The organism is Deferribacter abyssi (assembly GCF_049472655.1).
GTDB lineage: Bacteria > Chrysiogenota > Deferribacteres > Deferribacterales > Deferribacteraceae > Deferribacter > Deferribacter abyssi.
In genome coordinates this window covers 12,321-24,199 of sequence record NZ_JAQNCS010000004.1, presented here as the reverse complement: position 1 = coordinate 24,199, position 11,879 = coordinate 12,321, and the positions used below count along the sequence as shown (strand labels likewise).

The following is an 11,879-nucleotide window of genomic DNA, read 5'->3' as shown; positions in this document are numbered from 1 at the left end:
GTGGAGGTGTAATGTGAAAGAGTTAGTAGAATTCATCGTTAAGTCATTCGTTGATAATCCAGACAAAGTAGTTGTTGAAGAAGTTGAAGGGGAGAAGACTACTGTTATCGAATTGAAAGTTGACCCTGCTGATCTCGGCAAAGTAATCGGAAGACAGGGTAGAACTGCAAGAGCAATCAGAACAATTCTTGGTGCAGCTGGTATTAAAAGAGGCAAAAGAGTAGTTTTAGAAATCCTAGAATAAAATAAGCCCTCGAAAAGAGGGCTTTAATTTTCATTATGAAATATATAAAAATTGGTATTATAAAAAACTCACACGGTTTGAGTGGTGAAGTAAAAGTATTACCCATAACAGAATATCCAGAATTGTTTGAAACACTTAAAATACTAATGTTATCAAAAGAAGGTGAAATCATCAAGTCATTAAGAGTAGAAGAAATTAGAACGCATAATGAATATTACTTAATAAAGCTTGAAGATATCAATGATAAAGAGACAGCAAAAACTTTAAGTGGCCTTGAAGTAATGTATCCTATTCATCTTTTGCCAAAATTAAACGAAAATGAATATTACTGGTTTGAAATTGTAGGCTGGGAAGTTTACGACACTGATGGCAATTTTATAGGAACACTTGTAGACTATGAAGAAACAGGTACAGCCGAAGCTTTCAGAATAAAAGGTGAAAAAACATTTTATATGATATCAAATAACAAAGATCATGTTTTAAAGATGGACAAAACCAGAAAAAGATTAATTATCAACAGGGATGGGCTTGTAAGTGAAGATTTATAATATTCTTACCATATTTCCAGATATGTTTAAATCCCCTTTTGAACTCGGTGTCTTGTCAAAAGGTATTAAAAACTCTCTATTTAAGATAAATCCTATCAATCTCCGCAATTTTGCAGAAGATAAACATCAGATGACAGATGATTACCAGTATGGTGGTGGTGCTGGTTTAGTAATGAAACCTGAACCCATAGTAAAAGCAGCGAGATATCTAAAAGAGAAGGAAAACTCTCACATTGTACTATTAGATCCTCGAGGAAAAACCTTCAACCAAAAAAAGGCTGAAGAACTGTTAAAGCACGACAGTATTACATTTATCTGTGGAAGGTACGAAGGAGTCGATGAGCGAGTTAGAGAACTTGTTGTAGATGAAGAAATATCTTTAGGCGATTTTATTCTTACAGGTGGTGAATTTGCTGCAATGGTTATAATTGATGCTATTGCAAGGTTAATTCCAGGAGTATTAGGTGATGAAAACTCTCCTGTTGAAGAGTCGTTTACCTCAGGGCTTCTTGAATACCCTCACTATACTAGGCCTTATGAATTTGAAGGGAAAAAAGTTCCTGAAGTTTTAGTATCAGGTCACCATCAAAAGATTTATGAATGGAGACTTGAAAAATCTATAAAAATAACTTTACAAAATAGAGTTGATTTGTTAAAAAAGTCTGCTCTGGATAATAATGTTTTGTCCAGAGTTAAGGGTTTGCGCCGGCTGTACGTTGGGTTGTTGCATTATCCAATGTACGACAAAGAAAGAAATATTGTAGCCACAGCGATAACAAATATGGATTTGCATGATATTTCAAGGAGCTGTCGTACATTTGGAGTAAAAAGGTATTACATTGTAAACCCTCTTAAAGCTCAAAGAGAGATAGCTAAGAGGGTCTTAAAGCACTGGAAAGATGGTTTTGGTGCTACATATAATGAAAACAGGAAAGAGGCTTTTGAGGTAACTAGTGTAAGCGAAAGTCTCATTGAAGTGATAGATGAAATAGAGAAAATAGAAGGTGAAAAGCCAGTGCTGGTTGCAACCACTGCAAGAAAAGTGGAAGATGCAATCAGTTTTGATAAATTAAAAAGTTTTGTATTTCAAAAACCTGTCCTCTTGTTATTTGGTACAGGATGGGGTTTTGCTGATGATATGTTTGACATATGTGATTATGTATTAGAGAGAATTGAAGGTTTTGAGAATTTTAATCATTTATCTGTAAGAAGCGCAGTTGCAATAATATTGGATAGATTAAATATAAATTAGGAGGATACATTATGAAAAATAAGCTTATAGAAGCTGTTGAGCAGGAATATACTAAAAGACAGCTTCCAGAGTTTAGACCTGGCGATACTGTAAGGGTATATTTTAGAATTGTAGAAGGTAACAGAGAAAGGGTTCAGCCTTTTGAAGGTGTTGTAATTCGTATTCACAGAAACGGAGTATCAACCACTTTTACTGTAAGGAAAGTTACTGGTAATATTGGGGTTGAAAGAACTTTTCCTTACTATTCTCCAAGAATCGAAAAGTTGGAAGTGGTCAGAAAAGGTAGAGTTAGAAGGGCAAAACTTTACTACTTAAGGGCCCTAAGAGGTAAAGCTGCAAGAATTAAAGAAAGAAGATAATAGAGGGGTTAAAAATGAAAACAACATGGGCAAAACCAGATGTAGAAAAAAAATGGTATCTAGTAGATGCTGAAGGACAAACCCTTGGGAGATTAGCATCCAAAATAGCAAAAATATTAATGGGTAAAAATAAACCTATTTATACACCCTTTATTGATACTGGAGATTTTGTTGTAGTTATCAATGCAGATAAAATTCATGTAACAGGAAAGAAACTCACCGACAAAATTTATTACAGACATTCAAGATATCTTGGTGGTTTGAAACAACGAACATTGCAAGAAATGCTCGATAAAAAACCTGAAGAAGTTTTAAGGCTTGCTGTTAAAAGGATGCTTCCAAAAAATAGGCTTGGAAGAAAGATGATCAAAAAGCTTAAAATTTACGCTTCTAATGAGCATCCACATGCAGCCCAAAAACCTGAAAAGATAGAGCTTTAGGAGGCAATAGATGGCTGAATACTACTACGGAACAGGAAGAAGAAAAACATCAGTTGCAAGGGTATTTTTAAAACCAGGTAACGGTAATATAACAGTAAACGGAAAGACTTTAGATGAATATTTTGAACGCCCCACACTTAAAATGATCATTTTACAACCACTTGAGACAGTTAATGCGATAGGAAAGTTCGATTTTTATATTACAGTAAAAGGTGGTGGTAAATCAGGGCAAGCTGGAGCAGTAAGACATGGAATTGCAAGAGCTTTAGTGGCTTATAATGAAGAATTCAGACCAGCATTAAAGAAAAAAGGTTTTCTTACAAGAGATCCACGTATGGTGGAAAGGAAAAAATACGGAAAACCAAAAGCAAGAAAAAGTCCTCAGTTCTCCAAACGTTAACTACTTCTCTATTATACAGGTTGGCACTACAACGTGCCAGCCAATTTTTAAAACAACTATTTTATAGTTCTTCTTTGATAACTACTAAATTAGATTTTGTTGTGATTTTATCCTTTAGTTTGTGAATATTTTTTCAAAGAGTGTTTAAAAAAGTTTGCATATCAGGTGAATAGCCGTATTGACGAAGGGTCCTCTTTACATTCACGCTAAGTTTTAACTTTGAGCTTTCTTTTACCCAACAGTCTATTGATGTATTTTTCTTTACCTAGGTAATAATAAAATATTAGGATTTCTTTGGATGTGTTTGGAAATTTAAATGGCTCCCCGGGACGGACTCGAACCGCCAACCTAGTGGTTAACAGCCACCCGCTCTGCCGATTGAGCTACCGGGGAGCATCAAAGCGAATGTGTATATAGCAATATTGTTTTTCTTTGTCAACTTTTTTTTCTAAAAATTACTACACTTTTGCATTTTATTTATGGAAACCTTTTTCCTAATATTTCTTATCATTATTTTATCCAACAAATTATTTATACAAAACAAATTAATTTCATCTAAAACACATTATCAATAAGTATTGTTTGTTCTCTATCTGTACCTAAAGAAACAAGAGAATATTTAATCCCTAGATAACCTTTGATAAAATCTAAATACTTCTGAGCATTAACAGGAAGATCTTCATAATTCCTAACATTAGTTATATCTTCAGACCATCCATCAAGCTCTTCATAAACAGGCTCACACCCTTCTAATATTTTTAGTTCTGGTGGAAATGTATCATAAATTTTATCTTCGTATTTGTAACCTACACACACTTTTATTTTTTCCAAACCACTTAACACATCCAATTTTGTAAGTGCGATATAACTTATCCCATTTATAATAACAGAATACTTCGCTGCTACGAGATCAAGCCAGCCACATCTTCTAGGTCTTCCAGTGGTAGCTCCATATTCTCCACCCACTCTTCTAAGTCTTTCACCCATATCATCTTCAAGCTCTGTAGGGAATGGACCGCTACCAACTCTTGTGGTATAAGCCTTCATAACTCCAATAACTTTACTAATTTTAACAGGAGACAAACCTGTACCTGTGCAAGCTCCACCAGCTGTTGCATTACTAGAAGTTACAAAAGGATAAGTCCCATGGTCCACATCAAGTAGTGTCCCTTGAGCTCCCTCCATCATTATCTTTTTACCATCATCATAAAGCTTATTAATTAAATAACTTGTCTCAGCTACATAAGGTTTTAAATATTCGCCATATTTTTTGTATGTATCAAAGATTTCATTTGCATTAAGTTTTTCAAGACCATATATTTTTTCGGCAATTCTATTTACCTCTTCCACATTTTCAAAAATTTTCTCCCTCAAAACCTCATCATCAAACAAGTCGCATACTCTAATCCCAACTCTTGCCATTTTATCAGCATAAGTTGGCCCAATACCTCTACCTGTAGTTCCAATCTTTTTGGATCCTTTTTTCTTCTCAGAATGTTTGTCAAAAAGCTTATGATATGGCATAATTAGGTGACATCTTTTACTTAGAAAAAATCTCCCTTCAAAATTTATCCCTTTTGATTTCAAATCCTCAATCTCTTGAATTAAAGCTTCAGGGTCAACGACAACACCATTACCAATAATATTAACCTTATCCTCATGCATGATCCCAGATGGTATTAGATGTAAAATATACTGCTCACCCTTTATAACCACTGTGTGGCCTGCATTATGCCCACCCTGGTATCTTACAACTACATCACTTTCAGCAGTATAAATATCAACAACTTTACCTTTACCTTCATCGCCCCATTGGGCACCTAACACAACACTACATGGCATAACATACCTCTCACTTAATTATTTTTCTAAACCTATAATACTGAGGCATTTTGTTTGCCTCATTTTCCTCTAAAACCCAAATAACTTTATACCCTTTTTGTTTTAACTTTAATGCCTCAAAAAATCTTTTTTCTCCCACAACAAGATAATCATAACTCAAATCATCATCTTCAAACTTGAGATAACTTAGTAACTCCTCCACATTTATGGCAAAACCACAAGCCTGCAAAGGAAAACCATACTTGTTCATTAAATTATCATATCTACCGCCACCACAAAGAATATCACCTAAAGAAGAAATTATATCAAAGTTTATACCTGTATAATAATCGAAACCTCTCATTTCACTGGCATCAAAAACTATACAATCCTCTGGGATGCCTGCCTGTACAAGATTTTCCAGAAGCTCATTTACATATTCAAGTCTCTTTATAAAAGGTGCTGGTATATCTTTATTTTGAACCAAATTTTTAACTACTTCTCTATCACCAAAAGACTTTATCAAACTAATCAAAAAATCATAATTATCTTCATCAATTACGTTTTTATTCTTTAACTCTTTTAATCCATTTATACTTTTTTGCTTTAAACATTTAAGAATATTTTCATTATTTTTAAAGTGTTTTAAAATTTCATTAACTAAAAAGCTGTCTCCTATAATAATTTTAAACTCATCTATTCCTAGATTTTTAATTGAATTATATGCCATAAACAAAATTTCAGTATCACCTAAAAACTCTTTTACACCAAAAAGTTCACAACCAATCTGATACTTTTCTGATTTCAACCCTTTATTTAAATCAACATTCCTAAAAACTCTTCCTTTATATGATACCCTTATGGGCAAAGGATACTCTTTCATGTATAGAGAAACAAATCTACATACTTGAGGTGTAAAATCGGGCCGAAGAACCATAGATTTGCCACTAAACCTGTCAATAAATCTTATAATATTTTCATCTTTAAAATCCCATGCCACATCTTTCAATACATCATAAAACTCATAAAGAGGTAAAAATATTTCCGTGTAGCCATTTTCTTCGAATATCTTTGATAAAGTTTCTATAATTTTATTTAATTTCTTTGCTCGTTTTAAAGCTAAGCTCATAGCCCTTTAATCCTATGTTCGTAAATCACATCCTCAGCAGCTTTTATGCCAGCTCCCATTTCAAATTCAAATCCGAACTTTTTAAGTCCTAGTTCAAGAGCAGAAATTGCTATTATAGTATCAAAAACATCATGATAGCCCAAATGAGAAATTCTCATAATCTTACCTTTAAGATGATCTTGACCACCGGCAAAAGTAACTCCCATACTCTCCCTTAAAAATTTTACTAATTTTCCACCATCAATCCCATCAGGCAAATAAAAACCTGTTGCCGCATTTGATGGTATATCTTTAGCTAGCAACTGTAATCCTAAAGCTTTCACTGCTTTTCGTGTTGCATTAGCACAAATACTATGCCTTAAATAAACATTTTCCAACCCCTCGTCATGCATTAAATCGAGCACTTTATTTAAACCTATTATCAAAGATACTGCTGGGGTATAAGCTGTAGTATCATTACCTTGTGCTTTTTTTTCTTTTACTAAATCTAAATAATATTTAGGTAACTTTGATTGTTCTACAAACTTCCACGCTTTATCACTCATGGCAATAATTGACAAGCCAGGAGGTAGCATAAATGCTTTTTGAGAACCTGTAACGAGGATATCTATCCCCCACTCATCCATTTTTGTTTCCACAACTCCAACAGAGGTAATCCCATCCACTATAAAAAGTGTACTGTCAAATAATTTTACAAGATTTCCTATTTTCTCTACGGGGTGATATGCAGTAGTGGAAGTTTCGCTTGCCTGAATAAACAAAGCTTTTGCATCAGGATGTTCAATTAATGCAGACTCTACCTGCTCAACCCTTACAGAACGCCCCCATTCTAAATCTATTGTCACAACTTCAAGTTGAAATTTTGTACAAATTTCTGCCCACCTCTTACCGAATTTACCCGCATTGACAACCAATACTTTGTCACCAGGAGACAATGTATTAACAACAGCAGCCTCCATAGCGGCTGTACCACTGCCTGATATCAATAAACATTCATTTTTGGTTCCAAATATAGGTTTAAGCTTTTCTCTAACATTAGCAAAAATACTAGAAAATTCCGAAGTTCTATGATGCATCATAGGTTTTGCCATCTCAAGCAAAACTGATTCAGGTACCATAGTAGGACCAGGTGCAAGCAAATACTTTTTAATCATACTAATCTCCCCTTCTCAAGTCTTTAACGATACTATTTTTTCTTTATAATCATTAGAATTAAAAACATAACTTCCTGCCACAACGACATCACAACCTGCTTCTTTCAAACTGGCAGCATTATCACCATTTACTCCGCCATCAACTTCAATAAAAATATCATTTTCAAGTTTTAGTATCATTTTCTTTAAACGTCTTATTTTATCTAATGAAGTCTTTATAAACTGCTGCCCACCAAAACCTGGATTTACACTCATAATTAGTACCAAATCTACAAAAGGTAAAATTTCTTCGAGCATTGATAAAGGTGTCGCGGGATTTATAGAAACACCTGCTTTTACACCTAAATCCTTAATCTGTGTAATGAGTCTATGTAAATGAATTGACGCTTCGATATGAACTGTCAAGATATCTGCACCAGCTTTAACAAATTCTTCCACATACTTTTCAGGTTCTGATATCATCAAATGAACATCAAACGGCAGTTTTGTAACTTTTCTCAACGATTTTATTACAACAGGACCTATTGTAATATTGGGCACAAAGTGACCGTCCATAACGTCTATATGAATCCAATCAGCCCCTGCCATTTCAACTGCTCTAACTTCATCACCAAGTCTTGAAAAATCAGCACTTAAAATTGATGGTGCAACCAACATCATTTTCCCCTTGCTACAAAATCTTATCATATGAACACCAACATTCCAAAATTACTCAGAAGTTGTAAAACTTTATAAAAGAAAAGGCAAGATTTTTCTATAAATATGATTATTAAGCAAAATTATTTTTTAGCCTAAAATAATCATTTAATATTTTCCTATGATCAAATGCTATCAAAGAAGGCAATCTGTCCTTAGAGAAAAAATTTGCACTTTTAGCATCATCTCCAGCTTCGAAATGACCATCGAATTCAGTATAATACACCACACTTACTGTATGACCTCGAGGATCTCGTTTTGGATCAGAATAAACACCTAATAATTTTATATCATTTACGTTTATATTTGTTTCTTCAAACAATTCCCTTTTAGCAGCATCCTCCACCCTTTCTCCATAATCCACAAAGCCACCAGGTAGAGCCCAACCATAAGGTGGATTTTTTCTTTCAATTAACAAAATCGCCCCTTTACTGTTTTCCACTATTACATCTACAGTAAGCTTTGGAGTATAAATAAATTTACTTCCATATTTAAACTTCAATGCTCTGTAAATAGTATCACAATAAGGAGCTTCTACACCATGTTTTAAGTGCCTTCTTATAACCGGCATCAAAATTCCATCTACTTCTGGATTTTTACCTTTTTCAATATCTTGTAGCATACTAGTTTTATAATTTTCTAGATTTTTAGTCATGTTAATGACATTTTCATAATATTCTTTTTCAATCTCTACACCATCAAAAGATGCAGCCTTCACACCTTCTAAAATCATCATATTCATTAAATCCTTAATCTTTGAATCAGCAACCATTTTACCACATGTACTTTCCAATAAAGCTGACAAAGGGTTGAAAGCAATATTCCAAAGAAGTTTTTTCCATAAAACTTTTTCAATATTATTATCAACTTTATACTCAAACCTAGCTCTTTTAAAAATTTCCTCTAACACACTAATATATTTCTTACCACCCATGGTGGCCGCACCAAAAGTAATATTTCCTGCAGCAGAATGATTAACAACTCCTGGCGGATCAATATGTAATCCTACAAAAAGGGTGGCAAGAAGTATTTTATCTTCAGAAAAATATCTCTTTATAATATCTTTGTTATCCACACCATTTTGAAACGACACCACAAAGCCATCATCACTTAGGTGATTTTGCAACATCAAGCATGCAGTCTCAGTATCTTGAGACTTCACTGAAATTATACCAATATCATACTTTTTATCCAGTTTATCTGACGCCTTGATATCAATAACCTTTTCTCCTAACTTAAAACTTTTTATTCTTAAACCAGACTTTTTTATAGCTTCTAAATGTCTTCCTCTACATATTAATGTTACATCATATCCTGCATCTCTAAGTAACCCGCCATAAAAAGAACCGATGGCACCTGCCCCCACAACCACAATTTTTCTATTTGAAAACAAGCTCACCATCCTTCTCCTGAACTTTAATGTTTTTTCTTCTTTTAAATTTTCCTGCAAGGAGTAAATCACTCAATACATCTTCAATATGCTTTTGCAATATTCGTTTTATGGGTCTTGCTCCATACATAAAGTTATAATCTTTTTCAAGCAATATCTCTTTTGCTCTATCATCCATTTCAATACGTTTTCCAATTTTTAATAATCTTTTATTAATTTCTTCAAGCTGGAGATCAATAATCTTACATATCTCTTCTTTAGTCAAAGGTTTAAAAACTATGACATCGTCAACCCTGTTGATGAATTCAGGAGGAAACCTTTCTTTCAATTCTTTTAAAGCATTCTTTTTAAAAGATTCATATTCCAGATAATTATTTTTAATGTTTCCAAACCCAAGTTTTTTGCCAGTTATAGAACTTTTAGTACCTAAATTCGAGGTCATTATTATAATTGTATTTTTAAAATTCACTTTATAACCATGACCATCAGTCACAAACCCTTCATCCATTATTTGAAGGAGAATATTCAACACATCAGGATGAGCCTTTTCTATCTCATCAAAAAGGACTACAGCATAAGGTCTTCTTCTAACCTCTTCAGTAAGTTTTCCACCTTCATCATACCCCACATAACCAGGAGGAGCGCCAATCAATCTTGAAACATTAAACTTTTCCATATACTCACTCATATCTATTCTAATTAGAGCATCCTGAGAGCCAAATATAATCTCAGCAAGTCGCTTTGAAAGCTCGGTTTTACCCACACCAGTAGGTCCCAAAAAAATAAATGAACCCAAAGGTCTACTGGGGTTATTCAAACCTGCAAAGCTTCTCTTTATAGCTTTTGACACTAAATCTATTGCTTGATCCTGTCCTACCACATATTTTTTTAACATCTTATCTATAATTGCTGCCTTTTCAGAATCTTCTTGTCTCAGTTTTTTTACAGGAATACCGGAGATTCCTGAAACAACTTCTGCTATATCATCTACAGTTAAAATAGGCCAATTATCGTCGATTCGCTCTTTCCAATCGTTATATTTTTCATTATATTCTCTCAATTTTTTATCAATTTTATTAGAATATTTTTCAATTTCAGCAAAATTATTTGTGCCAAAGCAAGATGCTCTTTTTTGTTTCAACTGTTCTATTTCTTCTTTCAGCTCAATTAGCTCTTTGGGTAACGTATTTTTTTTCAGTTTTAATTTACTTGCTGCTTCATCAATAACATCTATACTTTTATCGGGTTGATACCTGTCCGTGATGTATCTATCTGTCAAATATATGGCCTCTTTTATTACATCATCTGGGATAAAAACTTTATGGAAGTCTTCATAATATTTTCTTAGCCCTTTGAGTATGTTTTCAGTCTCTTCTGTTGAAGGTGGCTCCACAATTATAGTTTGAAATCTTCTTTCTAATGCACCATCTTTCTCAAAGTACTTTCGATATTCTTTAAATGTAGTGGCACCTATACATTGAAAATTCCCCCTAGCAAGCGCAGGTTTCAACATATTTGAAGCATCAATAGAGCCTTCTGCTGCTCCAGCACCTATAATTGTGTGAATCTCATCTATAAAAATTATTATATTACCAGCATTTTCGATTTCTTTGATTATATTTTTCATTCTTTCTTCAAATTGACCTCTGTATTTCGTCCCAGCAACAATTGTTCCTAGGTCGAGAGAAATAAGTCTTTTTCCTTTTAATATTTCAGGGATTTCACCTTTTGCCATTCTAATAGCAAGCCCTTCCACAATAGCCGTTTTTCCAACCCCAGGGAATCCTAACAAAATAGCATTATTTTTAATCCTTCGTCCTAATATTTGAATCAACCTATCAATCTCTAGTTCTCTACCAATTACTGGATCTAAGACTCCCTTTATTGCCATTTCTGTTAAATCTTTACCAAATTCATCGATGGTGGGTGTAGCAACAGAGGACTGCTTATTATAATTTTTAGTAAGAATCCTAACTTCATCTCTTAGCGTAATGAGATCAAAGCCTAGTTTTTTTAGTATAGAAAACGCCTTTCCCCTCTTTTCTTTCATTAATCCCAGTAAAATATGCTCTGGATTTATATATTTATGATTCAATAAATTTGCTTCTTCTACTGCATATTCTAAAACTTTTCTCGCAAGGGGGCTAAACGGGATACTACCTTTTATCATTAAATTCTTACCTTCACCAGAAAGATTTTCTATCTCCTTTATCAGGGTAGTAGTATTAAATCCTCTCCTGCTAAAAATCTCGCAAGGAACCCCATTTTTATCTTTCAAAAGGCCAATCAAGAGATGCTCTGTATCAATGAATGAGTTCATCAGTTTTTCAGCTTCTTCTCTAGAAAACAAAATCACCCGCCTTGCTCTTTCTGAAAAATATTCAAACATAATTTCCTCTTTTTCCTTTAATTATATATAATTCCACACAAGTTAACCAACTATTAT

The 11,879-nt window shown here is 33.6% G+C and carries 12 protein-coding genes, 1 tRNA gene and 1 pseudogene; 6 read left to right on the top strand and 8 right to left on the bottom strand.

Annotated features, from left to right (window positions below; translation table 11 throughout):
• Window positions 1-13 precede the first annotated feature (13 nt).
• Genes OWK30_RS03115 through rpsI form a run of 6 tightly spaced genes read left to right on the top strand, consistent with a single transcriptional unit; the run spans window position 14 to window position 3,243 of the window.
• Window positions 14-244: a KH domain-containing protein gene (locus OWK30_RS03115; protein ID WP_149266084.1), complete on the top strand. Its 231-nt coding sequence runs from the start codon at window positions 14-16 to the stop codon at window positions 242-244.
• Window positions 245-279: 35 nt separating this feature from the next.
• Window positions 280-792: a ribosome maturation factor RimM gene (gene rimM / locus OWK30_RS03110; RefSeq protein ID WP_423323495.1), complete on the top strand. Its 513-nt coding sequence runs from the start codon at window positions 280-282 to the stop codon at window positions 790-792.
• The gene (gene trmD / locus OWK30_RS03105) at window positions 779-2,044 is read left to right on the top strand and encodes a tRNA (guanosine(37)-N1)-methyltransferase TrmD (RefSeq protein ID WP_423323493.1); all 1,266 of its coding nucleotides are present in this window, start codon (window positions 779-781) and stop codon (window positions 2,042-2,044) included. The genes rimM and trmD overlap by 14 nt, the downstream gene beginning before the upstream one ends.
• Before the next feature lie 11 nt (window positions 2,045-2,055).
• Window positions 2,056-2,403: a 50S ribosomal protein L19 gene (rplS, locus tag OWK30_RS03100; protein ID WP_423323492.1), complete on the top strand. Its 348-nt coding sequence runs from the start codon at window positions 2,056-2,058 to the stop codon at window positions 2,401-2,403.
• Window positions 2,404-2,417: 14 nt separating this feature from the next.
• Window positions 2,418-2,843: a 50S ribosomal protein L13 gene (gene rplM, locus OWK30_RS03095; protein WP_423323490.1), complete on the top strand. Its 426-nt coding sequence runs from the start codon at window positions 2,418-2,420 to the stop codon at window positions 2,841-2,843.
• A 10-nt stretch (window positions 2,844-2,853) separates the two neighbouring features.
• Window positions 2,854-3,243: a 30S ribosomal protein S9 gene (rpsI, locus tag OWK30_RS03090; RefSeq protein WP_423323488.1), complete on the top strand. Its 390-nt coding sequence runs from the start codon at window positions 2,854-2,856 to the stop codon at window positions 3,241-3,243.
• Window positions 3,244-3,376: 133 nt separating this feature from the next.
• Here the strand turns inward: rpsI and OWK30_RS03085 are convergent.
• From OWK30_RS03085 to OWK30_RS03050, 8 genes and pseudogenes are all read right to left on the bottom strand, one after another.
• Window positions 3,377-3,496, bottom strand: a pseudogene (locus OWK30_RS03085) (hypothetical protein); the annotation flags it as partial.
• 64 nt (window positions 3,497-3,560) lie between these two features.
• Window positions 3,561-3,636 (bottom strand) — tRNA-Asn (locus tag OWK30_RS03080).
• A gap of 162 nt (window positions 3,637-3,798) precedes the next feature.
• Window positions 3,799-5,085 (bottom strand): adenylosuccinate synthase, encoded by a 1,287-nt coding sequence (locus OWK30_RS03075; RefSeq protein WP_423323486.1) that lies wholly within the window; start codon window positions 5,083-5,085, stop codon window positions 3,799-3,801.
• A 10-nt stretch (window positions 5,086-5,095) separates the two neighbouring features.
• Window positions 5,096-6,193 (bottom strand): ATP phosphoribosyltransferase regulatory subunit, encoded by a 1,098-nt coding sequence (locus OWK30_RS03070; protein WP_423323484.1) that lies wholly within the window; start codon window positions 6,191-6,193, stop codon window positions 5,096-5,098.
• Window positions 6,190-7,347 (bottom strand): pyridoxal-phosphate-dependent aminotransferase family protein, encoded by a 1,158-nt coding sequence (locus OWK30_RS03065; RefSeq protein WP_423323482.1) that lies wholly within the window; start codon window positions 7,345-7,347, stop codon window positions 6,190-6,192. The genes OWK30_RS03070 and OWK30_RS03065 overlap by 4 nt, the downstream gene beginning before the upstream one ends.
• Window positions 7,348-7,362: 15 nt before the next feature.
• The gene (gene rpe, locus OWK30_RS03060) at window positions 7,363-8,007 is read right to left on the bottom strand and encodes a ribulose-phosphate 3-epimerase (RefSeq protein WP_423323740.1); all 645 of its coding nucleotides are present in this window, start codon (window positions 8,005-8,007) and stop codon (window positions 7,363-7,365) included.
• A gap of 109 nt (window positions 8,008-8,116) precedes the next feature.
• Window positions 8,117-9,445, bottom strand: coding sequence for a 2-dehydropantoate 2-reductase (locus tag OWK30_RS03055; RefSeq protein WP_423323480.1), 1,329 nt, complete (start codon window positions 9,443-9,445; stop codon window positions 8,117-8,119).
• A complete protein-coding gene (locus OWK30_RS03050) occupies window positions 9,423-11,822 on the bottom strand; it encodes an ATP-dependent Clp protease ATP-binding subunit (protein ID WP_423323478.1) in 2,400 nt (799 codons plus the stop codon). The genes OWK30_RS03055 and OWK30_RS03050 overlap by 23 nt, the downstream gene beginning before the upstream one ends.
• Window positions 11,823-11,879 lie beyond the last annotated feature (57 nt).